This is a genomic window from Bifidobacterium sp. W8104 (assembly GCF_016100735.1).
In the GTDB taxonomy this organism is placed as follows: Bacteria; Actinomycetota; Actinomycetes; order Actinomycetales; family Bifidobacteriaceae; genus Bombiscardovia; species Bombiscardovia choladohabitans.
In genome coordinates, this window is record NZ_JACFRW010000001.1 from 1,317,522 (window position 1) to 1,337,239 (window position 19,718).

Here is a 19,718-nt window from a genome sequence, read left to right on the forward strand (position 1 = left end):
GGTAAATCCACCGGACCGAAGACATTCTTGTCACGGGCCGGCATGTCCTGGTGGCGAAGAGGAGTGTTTCCATGGCCGAAGATCAGTTTCCCGTTGTCCTGCGAGGCTATGACAAGGAGCGGGTCGACCAGACCCTGGCGGCCTCGCGGAGCAATCTGGCCCGGTTGCGTCAGCAGATCAAGGCTGACGATGATCGCATTCTGAAGCTGGAGGCGGAACTCCAGGAGGCCAAGTCACGCAAGGTCGAACAGCCGCGCAATTCCTTCGCCTCCCTTGGGGCCAACGCCCAGCAGCTGCTGGCCTCGGCCGAGCAGACCAGCACCGAGCTGCTCAACCGCGCCAAGCAGGATGCGGCATCCACTAAGACCTCCGCCCAGGAGAAGGCGACGACCCTGGTCAACGAGGCCCAGCTTGAAGCCAAGCACATCGTGGACGAGGCCAATGCCAAGGCCAAATCCATCGTCGAAGCCGCCAATGACGAAGCCAGGACCGTCACCACCACCGCCAAGCAGCAGAGCGAGCAGAGCAAGTCCGCAGCAGACAAGGTCGTGGCGGAACGCCGTCAGGCCCTGGATCTGGAGCTGCAGAACTCCCGCGAGGAGCATGAGAAGCGACTGGCCACCAGCAAGGCCACCCAGGACAAGGAACTGTCCGAGCAGAAGGCCAAGGCCGCCAAGGAGATCGCCGACAAGCGGCGCAAGAGCGACGAGGAGATCGCCAAGCTCAAGAAGGATGCCAACGATCAGATTCAGAAGGCCCTGGCCGAGGCCAACAAAAAGCTGGCCGACGTGCGCGAGCAGGTCTCCAAGAGCTTGAATGATGCCCGCAGGCAGGCCTCGGAGATCACCGACAAGGCCAAGTCCGAGGCCCAGCAGATCGTGGACGAGTCCAAGGTCACCAGCGCCGAGACCATGGCCAAGGTGAACGCCGAGGCCGAGCAGGTCCGCTCCGACATCGCCGCCCAGCAGGAGGATGCCACCAAGAAGGTGGGCGAGCTGCTCAAGAGCCTTGAGGAACGGCGGGTCAAGACCGAGAAGGAGTCCCAGGAGCTGATTGAACAGGCCAAGGCCACCCGCAAGGATGCCGATTCGTTCGCCTCCTTCAAGCGCGAGGAGTCCGAACGCAAGGCCAGCCAGCTGCTGGAGGAGGCCAAGCAGCGCGCCCAGGACGAGGTCGAGGCCCATCGCAAGGCCGCACAGGCTGAGCTGGACGGGCTCAAGGACCACATCACCAAGCTGCAGCATCGGGAAGCCACCATCACCTCCCGGGTCGACGAGCTGCGGAACATCTTCTCCAAGTCCTTTGGCAACTTCGACGGCTTCCACGATGAGGCTGTGGTCAATGACCAGGACGAGGGGCAGGCGCCCAGCGTACCCGTGGTCAACGCTGTACCTGCCGCGGATCCGTTGCCGGCTCCAGACCCAAATGCCGAAAGCGAGGATGAAGGTGTCGGCCAGCCCGTCACCGACACCCAGGAGGAAGCCACTCGGACTTCGATCGATCAGGTCGCAGCGGGCCAACCGGCCGATGACCTGGCAGCTGATGACGCGGCAACTGATTCCACCAGCAATTCAGAAGATAAGGCCAACGCGGCCGTGACTGTTCGGTCCTCGGCCAATATGCCCACTCAGGTTCTGCCCTCCCCGGCCCCGAGCGTCCTGCCCGATGCATCCGGCCAGGCCGATGATGCGCCGGTCCAGGCCAAGGATGGACAGGTGGAGAAGGCGGTCACCGACCAGGAGACTACGGTCATTCCGCCCATCAACGATGACGTGCACCCAACAGATCGGGACTGATTAGGGAACATCGGTAATTCAACAGGGCCGGGTTGCAGGCATGGTCTGCGACCTGGCCTCTGTTTCACCTGGAAGTTGCCTGGCCGCATGTCGAAACGGGCGCGGGCGTCAATCTCGATTCCAACCCTTGCTTTGGCCTAGAGTCGATAGTGAAGAGGTGCAGACCAAGGGTCACAGGGTTGGGAGAGCATCATGAAGCAGCCAAATCACTCATCATCAGATTCGTCCGCCACAGATTCGATCGAGGCGGATGCGGGCAGACGGGGAGGATCGGGCGCATCTCCAGGACCCGCACGCTCATGGAGCGCCCAGGTTCGTCGTGGGGTGGATCTGCAATCCCTCTATGCCCTGGTGTATCTGGTGGTGGCCAACCTGATTGCGGGAGTTCTGAATCTGCCCTCGGTGGCCGCAGCCCTGGGAATTGCCCGTCAGCCAGGGCTGGCCGATCTGCTGGGTGATCTGGTCATGCTGGTCTTCCTCTTCGGCACCCGTGGCCAGGACTTGCTCGGCCGCGGATCCAACCCTGTACAGTACAAGGCTCAGACCAATCCAGGCCCGGCCGTGCTGATCGGGGCCATCCTGCTGATCATGCTGGCCAGCAGCATCGAGACGGGCTTCACCTGGGTGGTCAACCAGGGATCCCAGGCCCTGGGGCTGGTCTACCATTCCACCACCTCCCAGATCGCCGCGGGCCAGCACGGGTTCCTGTCGCCCCTGGACACGGCCATCCTGGTCCCCGTCGTCGAGGAGTTCCTGCTGCGCGGCGTGGTCATGGGCAGGCTCAGACCCTACGGCCGGACCTTCGCCATCGTCACATCCTCCTTTATCTTCGCCTGCCTGCACGGAGACATCACCCAGAGCGTGTTCACCTTCCTGCTGGGTCTGGTCCTGGGCTTCATCGCCATGGAATACTCCATCCTCTGGTCCATGGCTCTGCATATCTTCAACAACCTGGTCCTTGCTGACGCCATGATGTGGCTGACCCAGACGGTGCCGGCCCGCACCGGCATGGTAATCAACCAGGGTATGACCCTTCTGGGCCTGGTTGGCGGACTGGTCGTCCTCTGGCTGATTCGGGGACAGCTGGCAGACTACCTGCGCGCCAATCGCTCACGCCACGGAACCTATAAGGGCTGGATCTCCCTCGGGCTGGCTGTCCTGGTGGTCCTGGCCGTGGTCAATGCAGCCCAGCGCTTCTCCCTGGCTTGACAAGGTACAGTTGTCCACATCCTCCTCCAGGTGAACCCTCGATGACTGATTCCCGCTATGCTGGATGCAGGGATGCAGATACATCCGCATGAAAGGAAACAAGGACAGACCGTATGACATCAGCACTGACACCACTGGATCAGACCCGTTTGGAGGGCCTGCGCACCGCCTTCGACGAGCGCGAGGCCAACCACGTCGCCATGAACGCCGTCACTCAGGTAGGCATTGACGAAGTGGCCCACAACTATAATCGCTCCCGCCTGCTCCAGCATCGATTTTCGGTCAGCATCGACAATGGCACGGTCACCTCGCAGGCGCACTCCGGCCGTTGCTGGCTCTTCAGCTCGCTGAATGTAGCCCGATTCGTGGCCCGCAAGGCTCTGAACATTGATGGCGAAAGCACCGCCAATCCGATGGGCGACTTCGAGCTGTCGCAGAACTACGCCATGTACTACGACAAGCTTGAGCGCGTCAACTACTTCCTGCGTGACGTGGCGGCTCTGGTGCGCGCCGGCGAGCCCGTGGACTCCCAGCTTATGCGCTTCCTGATGGGCGATGTCATGGGCGATGGCGGCCAGTGGATCATGGCCATGAACATCTATAAGAAGTACGGCGCAGTGCCCAAGCAGTACTATCCCGAGACCGCCTCCTCTCAGAACACCAGCCAGATGAACGATCAGCTGCGTCGTCTGCTTCACCAGGCCACGGCTCACATGGTGGCCAACCCGGACGGCATCGACGAGATCATCGACCGGACCCTGGAGGCCGGTCACCGTATTCTGACCATTCACCTGGGCACTCCGCCCACCAGCTTCGACTGGGAGTGGACCGACAAGGACGGCGTCTTCCACCGTGATGGGCGGATCACCCCGCAGGAGTTCTGGAAGCGCTACGTGAATGCCGGGCTTGAGGACTATGTCTGCCTGGTCGACGATCCACGCCCCGAGCATCCCAAGGGCCGCAAGATCGGCATCGAGCACCTGGGCAACGTGGCTGGCGGCGATCCCACCGAGTACCTGAACGTCCCTGTGGAGGTCATGAAGGACTGTGCCCGTCGTCTGATGAGCGAGCAGGGTCTGCCGGTCTGGTTCGGTGCCGACTGCCACCCCATGATGGACCGCAAGGCCGGTCAGTGGGCCACCGACCTGTTCGAGTACGGCCGGGTCTACGGTGTGGACTTCGACATGGACAAGGAGCAGCGGGTGCGCTTCGGCGATTCGGCCCAGAACCACGCCATGGCATTCGTGGGCGTGGATGTGGCCGATGACGGCCGGACCACCAACCGCTGGCGGGTGGAGAACTCCTGGGGCGGGGACATCGCCAACAAGGGCTACTTCACCATGAGCGACGACTGGTTCAGCCAGTATGTCTACGAGGTGGCCGTGCCCAAGTCCATGCTGCCCGAGGAGTATCGCCAGGCCTTCGACCAGGAGGCCATCATGCTGCCCGCCTGGGACCCCATGGGTGCCTTGGCCTGAGCTTACCCATCCAACTGTTCGTTCCCGGGATCTATAAGGGTCGCGGGAACGGACCGTCCACATTGGCCCGGATGTGGGCGGTCATAAGCAATTCGGGCATGATCGTCGTAGCGCGACAGAGAGGAGAGCGACCGTGGCATTCGTCAAGGAACCGGATATCATCCCGGAAGAGGAGCGGCAGTATTTTGCCGATACGGCCGTCTTTCCCGAGACAGTGGATGTCAATATTCGTCAGCTGGATCCCATCCCGGCACCCAGGGTCTTTCTGCGCTCGCGGCCCCTGGATTCGAAGCGTATGGAACTGGTCCGGGACTCCCGCCAAGCCATTCGCGATGTTCTGCATGGGCGGGACGACAGGTTGCTGGTCATCACCGGCCCCTGCTCCATCCACGACCCGGAGGCTGCTCTGGAGTACGCCCGTCGTCTGTCGGCCGTCAATGAGCGGTTGAAGGATCGGCTCCTTATTGTCATGCGGGTCTACTTCGAGAAGCCCCGGACCACGGTCGGCTGGAAGGGCCTGATCAACGACCCCGACCTGGACGGAACATTCAACATTCGCAAGGGGATCCGCCTGGCCCGCCAGGTGCTCTGGCAGGTCCTGGGCCAGGGGATTCCGGCTGCCACGGAATGGCTGGATCCCATCACCCCACAGTATCTTTCCGATGCGGTCAGCTGGGGGGCCATCGGTGCTCGGAACACGGAGAGTCAGGTCCACAGGGAGCTGGCCAGCGGCATGTCCATGCCCATGGGCTTCAAGAACTCGACCGAGGGCAGCGTAGAGGCTGCGGTCGATTCCTGCCTGGCTGCGGCATCCGAGCATCACTTCCTGTCCATCAACCTGGATGGGCATGTCATCGCTGCCGAGACCAGGGGCAACCCCGACTGCCACATTATTCTGCGCGGTTCCAGCCATGGTCCCAATTACGATCCGGAATCCGTCCGGTCCGCCCTGGAGTTCATGCATCAGGCGCCGTTGGGTCCTGGTGCCTGCCAAGGTCTGATTGTGGACGCAGCCCATGGCAACTGCGGCAAGGACCCCGTACGTGAGGCCCGGGTGGTCGAGGAGCTGGCAGACCGTCTCGCCAAGGGCGAGCAGGGCCTGTCGGGCATCATGATGGAGAGTTTTCTTGAGGGCGGTCACCAGAAACCGGCTCCACTGGATCAGCTGGTCTTCGGCCGGTCCGTCACCGATGCCTGCATTGCCTGGGATAGGACCGAGGAACTGCTGCAGATCCTGGCCGATGCCGTGCAAGCCCGTCGGGAAAGGAAGAAGGCATGAGTGGGATGAAGGATGAGCCACAGGAACCTCTGCCCCGACCCAGCAAGGCCTACGAGGTTGAACTGGTGCACAAGGCGCTGGCGGCCGGCGTCAACCCCTTGCAGACCGGGAACGTGCCCAGGTGGGAGGACGAGGTAGGCATAGGCCGGATCGTCAACAGGCGGGTCTTTGAGCTTGACCGCCTGCCTTCGCCCGCGCAGATGCTGACCCGATACCCCTTGGATGGACCGGCCAAGGACCTGGTCATCCGCTCCCGGCAGGAGATTGTGGACTGTCTGCATGGGCGGGACGATCGGTTGCTGGTCATTGTGGGCCCCTGCTCCATCCATGACCCCGATGCCGCGTTGGACTATGCCCGTCGTCTGTCGGCCGTCAATGAGCGGTTGAAGGATCGGCTGCTGATCGTCATGCGGGTCTACTTCGAGAAGCCCCGGACCACGGTCGGCTGGAAGGGGCTGATCAACGACCCCGACCTGGATGGCAGCCACAACATTCAGAAGGGCCTGGTCCTGGCACGGCGCATCCTGCTGGGTGTGCTGGACACCGGGCTTCCGGCGGCCACGGAATTCCTTGAGCCCACATCGCCCCAGTACATTTCTGATGCGGTCAGCTGGGGGGCTATCGGTGCTCGGAACACGGAGAGCCAGGTCCATCGGCAGCTGGCCAGCGGCATGTCCATGCCCATTGGCTTCAAGAACGCCACGGACGGCAGCGTGGATGTGGCCATTGACTCCTGCTATGCCGCCTCTCAGCGCCACACCTTCTTTGGAATAGACCACGAGGGTCAGGCCGCAGCGGTAGCGACCATGGGCAACCCCGACTGCCATCTGGTTCTTCGCGGCTCCAAGTCCGGTCCCAACTACGATCAGGACTCGGTGCGGGCGGCGCTCGCCGTGCTTCGCCAGCGCATGCCCAAGGACAGCGCGGCTGCCCACGGACTGCTCATCGATGCCTCCCACGGCAATTCCGGCAAGGACGAGCGGCGCCAGATCCAGGTAGTCCATGAGTTGGCCCAGCGGATAGGCGACGGCGAGGAGGGCTTTACCGGGCTGATGATGGAGAGTTTCATACGTGGCGGCAATCAGAAGCCGGCCCCGCTGGACCAGCTGGTCTACGGGTGTTCGATCACCGACCGCTGCATCTCCTGGCCCGATACCCAGGATCTGCTGGAGGAGCTGGCAGAGGCAGTGGACCGTCGTCGCAGCACGGCTCGTTGACTCATGGCTTGCAGTAGGCTGGTCGGGCCGCAGTCGCAGGTGAAATCATGGATAAGGAGTCAGGCATGAGTGAAACAGACGGTTCCCTGGAGGGTGAAGATCGACGGCCGGTTGTCGTCATAGGAGCCATGGACGAGGAGGTGGCCCTGATTGGCCAAGGCCTGAAGCAGGCGGATCAGGATCCGCACGCCAGTGATGCTGGACTGAAAGTCATATGTGGCACCCTTGATGGGTCGCAGGGCCCGGTTCGACTGGCTGCCACCGTGGGCGGCATGGGTACTGTCAACATCGCCGCCACCACGCAGTATCTGATTGATGCCTTCCATCCCAGGGCCGTGATCTTCTCCGGCATTGCCGGCAACCTGAACAAGGACTTGCACATCAACGACGTGGTTCTTGGAGGTACCCTGCGCTATCTGGACACGGATATGCGATTGGTGGCCCAGTCGGCTCCCGGCACCGAGGAGTTCCACTCGGACCCCCACCTGTTGGGTCTGGCAAGCCGGACTCTGGATGCCATGGGAATCAAGCACATCGTCGGCACCATTGCCACAGGCAACTACTTTGTGGACGACCCGGAGAAGATTGCCCAGGTCAAGGAGCAGACCGGGGCCGATGCGGTCGAGATGGAGGGGGCGGCCGTCTGCCACGTGGCTGCCCGCAACAAGGTGCCGGCTCTTGTTATCCGTGCTCTCAGTGACAACGCCGATACCGACTACGAGGTCTTCCGGGAGTTCGACATCTCTGAATATGCCGACACGGCCGCCAGACTGGTGCTGGGCATCGTGCGCGAACTTTAATTGCCGACCAACAGGGATTCCCTGTTTGAGGGGCTTTTGCCTGTTGGAGGCTGTTGGCTGTGGGTTGACGGACTTTGCTTGCGCATTCATTGGCTGGTTATTCATCAATTACATGGTTATTGCGGCCACTCTGGCCTTGACCGGTTTTTGGGGCAGCTGGTTGCCAGTTGCTCCATGCAGGCCCTAGGGAGACGCTATCTACTTGTCAGCCATGTCGGCAACTGATCCCCTGTCGATGAGTGCCGGTTCTATGTAGACGTGCTCGATGCGCTGGTCCGGGTCTTGTATCCGCCTGACCTGGAGGCGCAGGGCGGCGGACGACAGGTCCTGGGCCGAGGATCGCAGGACGGTCAGGCGCTTGGTGTAGCCATCGATGGTGATCATGGATAGATCGTCGGGAATACGGCACCCCCGTTTTTCCAGTGCCTGGACCAGAGCGATGGACAGGTAATCCGGATGTACCAGGACAGCCGTTGTGTGTGTGTCGAGAATCGTCTGGACGATCTGCTCGACATCCTCGGCTGCATATGGCTGCTTGTCCTTGAGCAGGAAGGTCTGTTCAAGCCCGTTTCCTTCTCGCATCATCAGCTGCCAGCCCAGCTCGATATCGCCTGCGGTGGGTGTCCTGCCCAGAGCCAGTCCCACCCGGTGGTGGCCGTGCTGACGGAAGTGCTGCAGTCCCCGGCGGACTCCGGCTGGATGGTCGGTATGAACCGAGTCGAAGAATCCGGGCAGCCACTGTGGCGGATGGCGTTCCAGAATGGTTACTGGCAGTTGGCACTCGGTCAGCCATTGCCAGGTTTCCGGCGCGACATCCGGTTCGATGCTTGGGGCCACGATCAGTCCAAGCATCTGTGGATCAGTGGCCAGATCTTCTAGCATATCTACCTCAGGAAAGGTCTCATAGGAGGTTTCCTTGGCCACAATCTCCAGGCCGAATTGTTCGGCCGCCATACGTCTGATGGCATCGGTCACTGAGGGCCAGATGAAGCTGGGCTCGGGCAGAGCTACCCCGATTCGGCTTCTACGAACGACAGCAGCTCTATCCTGTCTGGAGACTTTACCCACGGTCAGGCTTGACACGCCAGCACTGGTTTTGCCTTCGGTGCTTTCGCCGCTGCCAACTCGATCTGGATTGCCCTTTTTTCCGGCTTTCTTTTTTGAAGCGGCATTCGTTATAACTGATGCCTTTGGTATCTCAGCCAAGGTTGGGTCAGAGTCGTTGGGTGAAGAGACTGTGAGCGATTCAACAGATTGGCCTTGGGAATCCAGGGATTTGACGGCTAGGGCACCCCCACGCACTCGTCTAACGAGACCGGCTCTGGCCAGATTATTCAAATCCCTTCTGACGGTTATTTCAGTGGTGCCCATCATCCGCGCCAGGTAGGGTACTCTGACTACGCTCTCGCTAAGAAGTGCGTTGAGAATCAGTTCTCGTCTCTGAGCCGGGAGCCATCCTGCCGCCGGGGGCTTTGGGAAGAACCCATCAGCGGAGTACTGTCTTCTGCTTCCCGCCTCTGATGTTCTTTGATCCATGCTCAGGCCTCGATGCTTTACTACGATGCTGATGAGGGCAGTCACGACGGCCAACATCTCTAGCTTTCTAGCTTTCATAGTGTATACCAGAGTTATGGCCTAAGGGTGATGGAAACAGACTGCAACAAACTCTTCAGGTCATTTTCCGACCAATTAGTCTGGATTTGTTCGTTCGGAATCATCGTGGGCAGGTAAGCCAACAAGGGTTCACCTGGGACTGTGATGAATCTGGAGCGAGAGAGGGGTCGGCCATATCCGGCCTCTTCCCCGGCATTGTCGCCGAAGGAAAGGGATGACCATGAACGTGAAAACTGTAACAAAGGCTCTGGCGGTGACTGCTGCGGGTGCCATGCTGCTGGCTGGCTGCGGCGGTGGTGGCTCAAGCAAGCAGGCCTCCTCAGGCAGTGACGGATTCGACAGCAAGGCCAAAACGACCATCACCTTTGCAGGATGGTCGTTGGATATGACCCCTGAGTTCAAGACTCTGGCTAACGCCTTCCACAAAGCCCACCCCAACGTAACCGTCAACGTCAAACAGTACTCCGCTGATGACTATGACAAGCAGCTGACGGCGGACATCTCCTCTGGCGCCCAGCCGGATGTCTTCCCCATCAAGAACATGCTCAAGTACATCACCTATTCAGATTCACAGGGACTGGCGGATATCTCCGACATCGCCAAGGGTTACCAAGGCAACAAGCACATTGATCTTAACGGCTATGAGCACAATGGCAAGTACTTCGCCCTGCCCTACCGCAGTGATACCTGGGTCCTCTTCTATAACAAGGACATGTTCAAGAAGACCGGGGTTGAAGAGCCGAACGCGAAGTGGACTTGGGATGATTACACCAAGGCTGCCAAGGAACTCAAGGAGAAGCTGCCGGCAGCAGGTTACGATGCTAACAGCGTCTACCCCATGTATATGCACAACTGGCAGTCCGTGGTGCAGTCCTTTGCTCTGGCACAGTGCGGCAAGTCGGCAGACAGCACCTTCCTCAAGGCCGACTTCTCCTACATGGAGCCTTTCTACAAGAGGGCCTTGGAATGGCAGAAAGATAAGTACACGATTGACTGGAACACCTCATTCACCAACAAGGTTCAGTATCAGGCGCAGTTCGGCACTCAGAAGGCAGCTATGATGCCTATGGGCACTTGGTACGCTGCCACCCTAGTGAGCCAGCAGCAGTCAGGTGAAGCCGAGAAATTCAGCTGGGGCATGGCTCCGGCTCCCCAGAACCCCGATAAGAAGCTGCCCAAGACCCCGATTACCTTTGGCAGCCCCACCAGTCTGGCAGTCTCTTCCAAGGCCACCGGCCAGAAACTGGCCGCTGCCAAGGAGTTCGTGAAGTGGGCCACTGGCCAAGGCGGCGCTCTTGAGTTGGCCAAGCTCTCCACCACCCCCGCCTACATCGACGACAAGGTGACCGAGACCTTCTTCTCCCCTGAGGGCATGGCCTCCGACCAGGCCTCCAAGGATGCATGGAGCAAGCACGACATGAAGATGGAAGCCCCCGTGGCCACGGCCACGGACACCATCAATTCCCTCCTCAAGGACACCCACTCCTCAATCATGACTGGTGCCAAGTCTCCGTCCGATGGGCTCAAGGAAGCAACTCAGAACGTCAAAGACCAGGGCGTGTTGGACGAATAGTTCCTGGTGACGCAAGGGAGGCTTCAGGATGCACATGTGTCCTGAAGCCTCCCACTGAACCAGTTGGAGTAAGGGCGGCCGGGGGACTGCCCAAACCTATGACGCGTGATGGTAGTAAGGAGAGGCACAGATGTCAGAAGAAATCGGCGTGGTCAACGATCGACAGGCGGTCGCTGATTACAAAAGGGGGTCTCATGGGCCCGGCGGCCGGCGCCGAGCCCCGAGTGCTAAGCAGGGCAAGTTCAATGCCAAGGCGATTTCACGAAGGAACCTGCGCAATGGTTTGATATTCATATCACCAAATTTCATAGGTTTTATCTGCCTGACTCTCCTGCCCACGCTGACGCTCTTTTATATAGCTTTTACCAAGTGGTCGGCTTTCGGCAACCCCGTTTTGAACGGTGTGAAGAACTGGGTCAGGCTATCCCACGACAAGATTTTCATGACCTCGGTGTGGAACACCATATACTACTCGATAGTCCACATCCCCTTAACTCTGGTTCTGGCCTTCGCCCTGGCCGTCCTGCTCAATTCCAAGCTGCGTGGACGCGCTTTCTTCAGGACGGTGGCCTTCTTCCCCTACATCACCTCCATAGTGGCTGCGGCCCAGGTTTGGGGCATGCTCTTCGACCCCAAGTCCGGCCCTATAAACTCTTTCCTGCGGCTTTTTATCAGTAATCCTCCCGGATGGTTGGGATCTACGGCTTGGGCCATGCCTGCGGTCATCGTTGTGGGCACCTGGCGTGAGGTCGGCTACTATATGATTCTGCTCCTGGCGGGTCTGCAGACCATCCCTTCCGAGCTCTATGAGGCTGCTGAGCTCGATGGCACAAACGGATGGCAGCGCTTCTGGCATGTGACCGTTCCCATGATGCGCCCCACGCTCTTCTTCGTCATGGTCACCCTGACCATCGGATCCTTCAAGATTCTTGATTTGACACTGGTTATGACCGATGGCGGACCCGGCACCAGCACCCTGGTTCTGGCGCAGTACATCTACCGTGTGGCCTTCGAGCGTGGTGACTTCGGCTATGCTTCGACCGTCTCCCTGGTTCTTCTGGCCATATGCATGGTAGTCACGCTCTTCCAGTTCTGGTACAACAACCTGAAGGAGGACTGAGATTATGTCCACCAATACAGTCTCCGCAGACATTCCCTGGAACAAGAAGCAGGTCCCCCCGGCCAAGATCGTCGGCACAATCATCGGGTATCTGGCCATGATTGCTGTCTCCGCCTTCGTGCTCCTGCCTTTCTTCTGGATGTTCCTGTCCTCTCTGAAACCCAACAATGAGGTCTATGCCATCCCCATTAAGTGGTTCCCATCGGTCTGGCACTGGGAGAACTACGTAGCCATCTGGACCAAGTCCGATATGACGACTTGGTTGCTCAACACCATCTTCTTCGCTGTTATTGTGACCCTCCTGCAGGTCTTTACTGGATCCTTTGCAGCCTATGGCTTCTCGAAGATCCCCTTCAGGGGGCGTACCACCCTCTTCCTGATCTACATCGCCACCATGGCCGTACCTTGGCAGGCCTACATGATCCCGCAGTTCAAGCTGGTTTCCGCCGTCGGTCTCTCCGATACGCGATGGTCCATCATCCTTCTGCAAGCCTTTGGAGCCTTCGGTGTTTTCATGATGAAACAGTTCTACGACACCATACCTGAGGATCTGTCCGAGGCAGGCAGATTGGATGGACTCAGTGAGTTCGGCATCTATTGGCGCATTATGCTTCCCCTGTCGGGACCGTCCCTGGCAGCTTTGGCCATCATCACTTTCACTAATACGTGGAACGACTACATGGGACCGCTGATTTACTTGCGTTCCCAGAAGCTCTACACAATCCAGCTGGGCCTCAAGCTCTTTATTTCCCAGTACAATGCTGATTTTGCCATGATCATGACCGGCTCGGTCCTTTCGGTTCTACCCATTTTAATTGTCTTCCTGATCGGGCAGAAACAGTTCATCGCCGGCATTGCGACATCCGGAATGAAAGGCTGAGTCTTGGCTGGAAGCGAAGGCGACCAGGGGCGTCCCGCCAAGGGCTACGCCATGCATGCCCTCTTGGGGATCACCAACTCAATTGCTGTGGTGCTCGGTGCTGGGTGCTGCTCCCTGCTGGGGATGCTGCCCTTGGCTGCTGTATTGATCTTTCTGAGAGATCCGCAGTACTTCCCGACCTATCTGCTGGCGGCCGTGCTGTCAGCGCCTGGTCTGGCTGCTCTCTTTGCCATCTACCGCGATCACCCTGGACTGTCCTCGGCCTCTGCCCGGGCCAGACGGCAGGCCCTGGATTCCATGACAGAGCGAGGGGATGCTCTGCCGGAGTGGATAGCAAAGCCCTATGTGGACTCGGGAACGGTCTATGGGTTCTTCCGTGCATATTGGCGGGCCTACAAGGTTCTGGCCCTGAGATCATGGGTGACTTGGCTACCTCTGGGGTTCATTGCTTTCGCGCTGATTTATGATCTGCAGATCATGTCACAGCTCTCATGGGGCCAGATCATGTTCTTCCCAATCCTGGTATGCCTGCTGCTCCTGGTGCAGACCGCCTTGGTCTCTCTGGTGCTACTGGTGGAATATCCTCGGGCGCGCATCCACAAGGTCTTGGTCAATGGCCTCCTCCTGTCGGTGCGCCGCTGGTACATGCTGGTTCTGTCGCTGGCGATCCTGGCTGGGTATGTCTGGGGGCTGATGCGCTCGCCCATCCTGGTGGCTCTTCTGGCCACTGGCCTGATCTGGTATCTGGTCTGGGCAGCTGTGCGGTGGCAGGCTGACCCCTTCTTCCGGCAGATGGCCCGTGAGAGCGAGGACCCAGGCGTCCAGGTCATGTATGGACTGCCGGCTACCGGACCCAAGGGCTCCTCCTTCACTGCGTTGCAGGACTACCGGCAATAGCGGTTCATGAAGAAAGTTGCATTTGAGAGCAGGCTCAAGGAGGATTTACTGGAATGGGCTGTGAGCCTTTGCAGGTGTTGATCGAGGATCGGGATTGTCCTGTGGATATCGAACCGGGACTCAGGCCCACGGTCAGGTGGAGGCTGGACCCTTTGCCGTTCTGGGCGGATAGGGTCCGTTTGGCCAGAGTACGAGTCTACGAACAGCCTAAGGGAAGGATACTTGTAGACACCGGCATTCAACCTGCGGACGAGCTCAATGGCAGCCGGCTCCCTGGACCGGATATGGGTCCTTCGCGACGGTATTGGCTGACCGTTCTTCTGCTGGATGCACAGGGCCGTCGGTTGATAGAGTCTGAACCCATCACCTTTGGCACGGGGCCTGGCCCGGTCTGGCATGCTCAAGCCATTTGGTCCGCAGAGGACGAAAAGAACCCCTCAGGTTCTCAGGGTAATGCCAAAGGTTGGGCGCTGATGCGTGGTGTGGTCCGGCTGCCCCCGGGGCCGATCCTTTGGGCTAGCCTGTATGCGACCGCTGACAGCACTGTGCCTGCGCGTCAATTTGTCTATCGACTATGGCTCAACGGGCGGTTTCTGGGCTGTGGTCCAGTATTCCCCCTGGATGGAGAGGATCGCTACAGGGGTTACGAGGTCACCGACCTCTTGCGTCCGGGGGCTCAGAACGTTCTGGGCGTGGTGGCATATGCCATGGAGGGCCGCCGTTTCCAGGCCCAGTTGGATGTTGGTCGACCTGATGGCAGGGTGGAGCACTATGGCACGGATGCCGAATGGAAGGCTATTAGCGGGGCCAAGGCATTTCCTGACAGCGCCTCTATCGGCACAACCTACTATCAGGCTCCGGCTGAGGACATTGATCTGTCCCGATACCCCTGGGGTTTTTCCAAACCGGGCTTTGACGACTCGGATTGGCCCAAGGTCCGGATTCGGTCCTCATTCTCCAAGTGCCTGGCAGCTCCTGCAGACGGCACCAGACTGACCCGGGTGGATGTTCATCGGGTTCTGAAGACAGCGCCCGGTCATCTTCTGCTGGATTTCGGTTCCGTACGGTTGGGCGGCATCGGTCTGCGGGTGGATCTGTCGCAACATTTGGACTTGATCGTCCGTTACGGGGAGGTCCTGGACGGCCAAGGCGGCGTTCGCTACCGTCTGGCCACCTCCAACGTCTATCAGGATCGCTGGCGGCTGCAGCCTGGCCGCAACCGGGCACAGACTTGGGGGATCCGGGTCTTCCGATATCTGGAGCTGATATGGTCGGCGGAATCCGAACCTGAAGGGCTGCTGGCGAGCCTGTCTGACGGGGGCCTGTGGGCAGAGTGCCTTGAGGCTCCCGTATATGACGACCACGCCAGGTTTCATTGCGACAGGCCTCTGTTGGATGAGGTCTGGCAGCTGGGGCGAAACACCATCAGGGGACTCAACGCTGACATCTACGTCGATTCCTGGACCAGGGAGCGGGCTCCCTATGAGGCTGATGCCTGGATCCAGCAGCGGGCTCATATGGTGCTGGATGATGCACCCGCCCTGGGCCGTTACAGCGTGGACTATCTGATCGCCAATAGAACCTGGCCCACCGAGTGGCCCCTCTACAGCATTTTGTCTGTTCACGATGCCTGGATGCACACCGGAGATCTGACCCAGGCGGCGGACCAGTACGACCGGCTGATGGGACTGCTGCCAGACAGGTATCTGGACCAGGACAGCGGGTTGATTGTCAAGGACCCCGGCGTCTCCAGCCAAATGGATGGAGACCTGGTCGACTGGCCGCCCGTTGAACGTGATGGATATGTCTTCGGTCGTGTCAACACGGTCATCAACGCACTGGCCAGTGCCGCCTATAAAGCCATGGCTCGTCTGTCACGGGCGTTGGGACGTCGTAGCCGAGCTGCCCGTCTGGCAGAGGTGTCCCGAAAAATACAAGAGGCCTTGGATGAGCGGCTCTACGATCCAGCGGTCGGCGCCTATCGGGATGGTCTGCTAGACGGTCCCGACGGCCCGGCCATCGATCACTGTGCCATGCATGCTTCGGCCTTTGTGCTGGCTTTTGCGCCTCCTTCGGATCCCGCACGTCTGGAAGCGGTTGGTACCTATCTGCGTCGTCGGGGGATGGTCTGCAGCGCCTATGCGGCCGCCGTGCTTCTGGATGGACTGTATCGATCAGGCCTAGGAGCTGATGCTCTGGCTCTGCTCTCAGCAGGGGAGGGTATGCGCACCTGGAAGCACATGTTGGACCAGGGTGCTGGAGGCACCATGGAGGCCTGGGACCCATCGATCAAATCCAACACCACCTATTCGCACCCTTGGGGGGCCTCGCCTGTCTGGCTGATTTCCAGCGGGCTGATGGGGCTTCGGCCTTTGAAGCCTGGGTATCGTGAATTCGTCGCCGCCCCCCAGCCCGGAGGCCTGGCCCGGGCCGAGCTGACCATGCCCGTGCCCACGGGGGACATCCATATCTCCTATACGATCACGGGAAGAGTGGATAACAGGCCAGGGTTTGTCCTCCTGCCGGATATCGATCTGGAATTGACCGTGCCCCAGGGCTGCCGGGGTTACTTGGTCCTCCCTCCTGTGCTCGGCGTCGGACCAGGGGGTCAGGTCGAGGTCTTCCTGGACGGGTCGCCGATCATGCTGAAGGCCTTGGATGCCGAGAGCCGGGTGGCCGGCGTTCGTTGCAGAGCAGGATCCCTGGTTACGGATGCGCTGCCCTGCGGCCATCACCATCTGATGGTGCCGCATCTATAGACTTGACGGTCCTTGTTTATCTGTGTACTATTAGCCGTTGCATACCAAAGACCGTTGGTCGGGACCCTTGGGTCTCCTAAGTTCGGTTGATCGAGCCAGCACAGGTTGAGTTTCAAATCGGTCCTTACGACCTGTTTTCCGCTCTGCCTGTCGGCAGGGCTTTCTTTTTGCCTGTCAAGCTCGGTCGTCCGGCTCCCTCCAGAGGTCTGTCTAGGAAGGAACGCCATGAAAAGGCCCGAAAAGGAAGAGGCTGTCGCCAGGCTGACGGACAAGTTCCGTGACGCCGATGCCATCATCCTCACCGAGTACCGCGGGCTCAGTGTTCCGCAGGTCGCCGATCTGCGAAACAAGCTAGGCCGCGATACTTCCTACAACGTGGCGAAGAACACGCTAGCCCGGATTGCGGCCAAAGAGGCTGGAATCGAGGGTCTCGATGAGATGCTTGCTGGCCCCTGCGCCATCACCTTCGTCAAGGGTGATTACGTCAATGCCGCCAAGACGCTGCGTGATTTCGCCAAGGACAACCCGGCACTGATCGTCAAGGGCGGCTTCATCGATGGAGCTGTTGCTGACGCGGATGCCATGGAGAAGATCGCGGATCTGGAATCCCGCGATGTTCTGCTCTCCCGGATGGCCGGCGCGCTCAAGGGCACCATGTCCAAGGCCGCCAACCTGTTCGTCGCTGTGCCTACCAAGGCTGTGCGCACGTTCGACGCCCTGCGCGAGAAGCAGGAAAAGGCCGCCTGAGTCCACGGCCATCGGCCCGGATTCATACGGCAAACACAAAAAATGTTCGGTGATCGGCCTACCAGTCAATGCCGGTCGCCACAAATGAAAGGAAGCCATTATGGCCAAGCTCTCCGCTGACGAGCTCATCGACGCGTTCAAGGAAATGACTCTGGTCGAGCTGTCCGACTTCGTCAAGAAGTTCGAGGACGAGTTCGACGTCGAGGCCTCCGCCCCTGTGGCCGTGGCCGCTGCCGCCCCCGGTGCTGCTGCTCCCGCTGAGGAGGAGAAGACCGAGTTCGACGTCGTCCTCTCCGCCATCGGCGACAAGAAGATCCAGGTCATTAAGGCCGTCAAGGCCATCACCAACCTGGGCCTGGCCGATGCCAAGGCTCTGGTTGACGGTGCCCCCAAGGCCGTCCTGGAAGGCGCCAAGAAGGAAGACGCCGACAAGGCCAAGGCCCAGCTGGAAGAGGCCGGCGCCACCGTCGAGCTCAAGTAGTCATCGGCTCTTCTGAGCCTTTGTATGCTGAAAAGCCTCGCACTGCAATTGATGTGGTGCGGGGCTTTTCCCTATACCCTGTCCTACCGTGCACGCAGGGGTGATTATGCTTGCCCGAGCCGATTTGCATAGGTCCTTTCGGAGCGTAGGATGACCCTTCAGTCGCGATGATCGAAGTTGATCGAAACAGTTTGTTCATGATTGTAATCGCTGCTAAGCTAAGGCCCTGTCCTATCGACCGTGACGCCGATGCCCAGATATGACAACGAGAGAGCAATCATGACCATCACCTTCACCAACCAGTTCTGGACTGTGACCTCCGGAGACCTGACCGATCGCCGCCGGCCCCTGCAAGCCCCTCCGATGGGGGAGAGGCCCAAGGATGCCAAGCCCATCGTCATCGACCCCTGCCAACGGCATCAGCCCTGGCTCGGTGCCGGAGCCGCCATCACCGATGCCGCTGCTTCATTGATCTGGGGCAGTCAATCCGCACAGCAAAGGCATGCCCTGCTGGATGACATGTTCAACCCTGACAAGGGCGGCTTTTCGGTTATCCGCATCCCCCTGGGCTCCTGCGAGCCGTCCTCACAGCCCTACTACACCTACGACGACATTCCCTACGGCGAGCATGACAAGGATCTGACAAGGTTCTCCCTGGGCGAGGGCGAGCCGGGCGCTCCGGACGCCACCAAGGACTACAAGTACATCATCCCCGTTGTCCAGGAGATTCTGTCCATCAATCCTGCGGTAAAGATCATCGCCTCGCCTTGGAGCGCCCCGGCCTGGATGAAGAACACCGGCCACCTGTGCATGGGCGGCCACCTGCGCTTCGACGAGTGGACCGGCAACGGCTATGATCCGCTTGAGGATTCCATAGAGGGTGTCTATGCCCGGTACTTCGCCCGCTACATCGACGAAATGGAAGCCATAGGCATCCCTATCTGGGCGGTCACTGTGCAGAACGAACCCTCCAACGCCGCCCCTTGGCCGGCCATGACCTGGACTCTGGCCCAGCAGGCCGACTTCGCCCACCGATTCCTGCGTCCTGCGCTGGACCGTCGGCACCCCCAGGTGCGCATCTTCATCAACGACGACTCGGCGCATTGCCTGACAGGACCGGTCGACAAGGATGTCACCGCCGAGCAGGCCCGTTCCATCAACGGCTTGACTCTGCACACCTATGACAACGACTACCCGCAACTGGACTATGCCAACCGGGTCTATCCGCAGTGGATCTATGGCATGACCGAACGTCGCTGCATGCTGGACCAGACCCCCGAGGATGCCGCTCACATCATGTCCGGGGTCATCGGCAACTGGCTGGTCCGCCATGGCTCTTCCTTTATCACCCTATGGAACATGGCCCTGGACGAGCGTGGGCTGCCCAACCAGATCGGTGCCGACGGTAGACGCGGGGTGGTCACCATCGATCATGGCAGCGGCAAGGTTCGCAGGAATCTGGAGTATTTCATGCTCCGTAGTTTCGGCCAGGATGTGGAGCCGGGCTCAGTGGTAATCGACTCCAGCAACTACACCCCGGATGGCTGGAGCGGCTCTTTGGGCTCCGTGGCTTTCCTGGCACCGGACGGATCCATCGCCGCCCATATCTACAACCCCACGGGCGAGCCGATCAAGGCGGCTGTTACCGTCAACGGCTGGGGGGACCGCTGGCAGAGTGTGACCGTGCCGGCCTGGGGGACCGTGACCATGCACGCGACGACGAGCGAGCGGATCAATGATTCGGCCGTACCCGAGGATGAGGACTTTGCTCTGCAGCTGCCTGAGTACACCGTGGATGACAAGGCTCCCGGACAGGACTAAGGACCGGAATGGCGATGCCGGGAAAGGGCTCGGCGGAAGGAGACATA

15 protein-coding genes and 1 pseudogene are annotated in these 19,718 nt (G+C 60.0%); 14 read left to right on the top strand and 2 right to left on the bottom strand.

Annotated features, from left to right (window positions below):
• The first annotated feature begins 71 nt into the window (after positions 1–71).
• The 6 genes from H3U89_RS04985 (at position 72) to mtnN (ending at position 7,779) form a co-directional block, all read left to right on the top strand.
• On the top strand, positions 72–1,796 hold the full coding sequence (locus tag H3U89_RS04985; RefSeq protein WP_198180511.1) for a cell division protein: 1,725 nt from the start codon (positions 72–74) through the stop codon (positions 1,794–1,796).
• 192 nt (positions 1,797–1,988) lie between these two features.
• Positions 1,989–3,005, top strand: a complete 1,017-nt coding sequence (locus tag H3U89_RS04990) for a CPBP family intramembrane glutamic endopeptidase (protein ID WP_198180510.1) — start codon at positions 1,989–1,991, stop codon at positions 3,003–3,005.
• Positions 3,006–3,118: 113 nt separating this feature from the next.
• Positions 3,119–4,483 (top strand): C1 family peptidase, encoded by a 1,365-nt coding sequence (locus H3U89_RS04995; protein WP_198180509.1) that lies wholly within the window; start codon positions 3,119–3,121, stop codon positions 4,481–4,483.
• Positions 4,484–4,616: 133 nt separating this feature from the next.
• Positions 4,617–5,762: a 3-deoxy-7-phosphoheptulonate synthase gene (locus tag H3U89_RS05000; RefSeq protein ID WP_198180508.1), complete on the top strand. Its 1,146-nt coding sequence runs from the start codon at positions 4,617–4,619 to the stop codon at positions 5,760–5,762.
• Between the two features lie 77 nt (positions 5,763–5,839).
• Positions 5,840–6,979, top strand: coding sequence for a 3-deoxy-7-phosphoheptulonate synthase (locus H3U89_RS05005; RefSeq protein WP_415873568.1), 1,140 nt, complete (start codon positions 5,840–5,842; stop codon positions 6,977–6,979).
• A gap of 65 nt (positions 6,980–7,044) precedes the next feature.
• The gene (gene mtnN / locus H3U89_RS05010; RefSeq protein WP_198180506.1) at positions 7,045–7,779 is read left to right on the top strand and encodes a 5'-methylthioadenosine/S-adenosylhomocysteine nucleosidase; all 735 of its coding nucleotides are present in this window, start codon (positions 7,045–7,047) and stop codon (positions 7,777–7,779) included.
• Between the two features lie 198 nt (positions 7,780–7,977).
• Here the strand turns inward: mtnN and H3U89_RS08380 are convergent, their stop codons facing one another.
• The gene (locus H3U89_RS08380; protein WP_232345540.1) at positions 7,978–8,733 is read right to left on the bottom strand and encodes a substrate-binding domain-containing protein; all 756 of its coding nucleotides are present in this window, start codon (positions 8,731–8,733) and stop codon (positions 7,978–7,980) included.
• Positions 8,734–9,063: 330 nt separating this feature from the next.
• A pseudogene (locus tag H3U89_RS08540) lies at positions 9,064–9,393 on the bottom strand (DeoR family transcriptional regulator); the annotation flags it as partial.
• Between the two features lie 220 nt (positions 9,394–9,613).
• Between H3U89_RS08540 and H3U89_RS05020 the strand changes: the two are divergent.
• The 8 genes from H3U89_RS05020 (at position 9,614) to H3U89_RS05055 (ending at position 19,671) form a co-directional block, all read left to right on the top strand.
• Positions 9,614–10,966 (top strand): ABC transporter substrate-binding protein, encoded by a 1,353-nt coding sequence (locus tag H3U89_RS05020; protein WP_198180502.1) that lies wholly within the window; start codon positions 9,614–9,616, stop codon positions 10,964–10,966.
• A gap of 130 nt (positions 10,967–11,096) precedes the next feature.
• Complete coding sequence (locus H3U89_RS05025; protein WP_198180495.1) at positions 11,097–12,086, top strand: carbohydrate ABC transporter permease; 990 nt, start codon at positions 11,097–11,099, stop codon at positions 12,084–12,086.
• A 4-nt stretch (positions 12,087–12,090) separates the two neighbouring features.
• On the top strand, positions 12,091–12,966 hold the full coding sequence (locus tag H3U89_RS05030) for a carbohydrate ABC transporter permease (RefSeq protein WP_198180493.1): 876 nt from the start codon (positions 12,091–12,093) through the stop codon (positions 12,964–12,966).
• A 3-nt stretch (positions 12,967–12,969) separates the two neighbouring features.
• A complete protein-coding gene (locus tag H3U89_RS05035) occupies positions 12,970–13,863 on the top strand; it encodes a hypothetical protein (protein ID WP_198180491.1) in 894 nt (297 codons plus the stop codon).
• Between the two features lie 284 nt (positions 13,864–14,147).
• Positions 14,148–16,622 (top strand): alpha-L-rhamnosidase-related protein, encoded by a 2,475-nt coding sequence (locus H3U89_RS05040; RefSeq protein WP_198180489.1) that lies wholly within the window; start codon positions 14,148–14,150, stop codon positions 16,620–16,622.
• 225 nt (positions 16,623–16,847) lie between these two features.
• The gene (gene rplJ / locus H3U89_RS05045) at positions 16,848–17,369 is read left to right on the top strand and encodes a 50S ribosomal protein L10 (protein ID WP_015022404.1); all 522 of its coding nucleotides are present in this window, start codon (positions 16,848–16,850) and stop codon (positions 17,367–17,369) included.
• A gap of 100 nt (positions 17,370–17,469) precedes the next feature.
• Positions 17,470–17,850, top strand: coding sequence for a 50S ribosomal protein L7/L12 (rplL, locus tag H3U89_RS05050; RefSeq protein WP_045924837.1), 381 nt, complete (start codon positions 17,470–17,472; stop codon positions 17,848–17,850).
• 249 nt (positions 17,851–18,099) lie between these two features.
• Positions 18,100–19,671, top strand: a complete 1,572-nt coding sequence (locus H3U89_RS05055) for a glycoside hydrolase family 30 protein (RefSeq protein ID WP_232345541.1) — start codon at positions 18,100–18,102, stop codon at positions 19,669–19,671.
• Positions 19,672–19,718 lie beyond the last annotated feature (47 nt).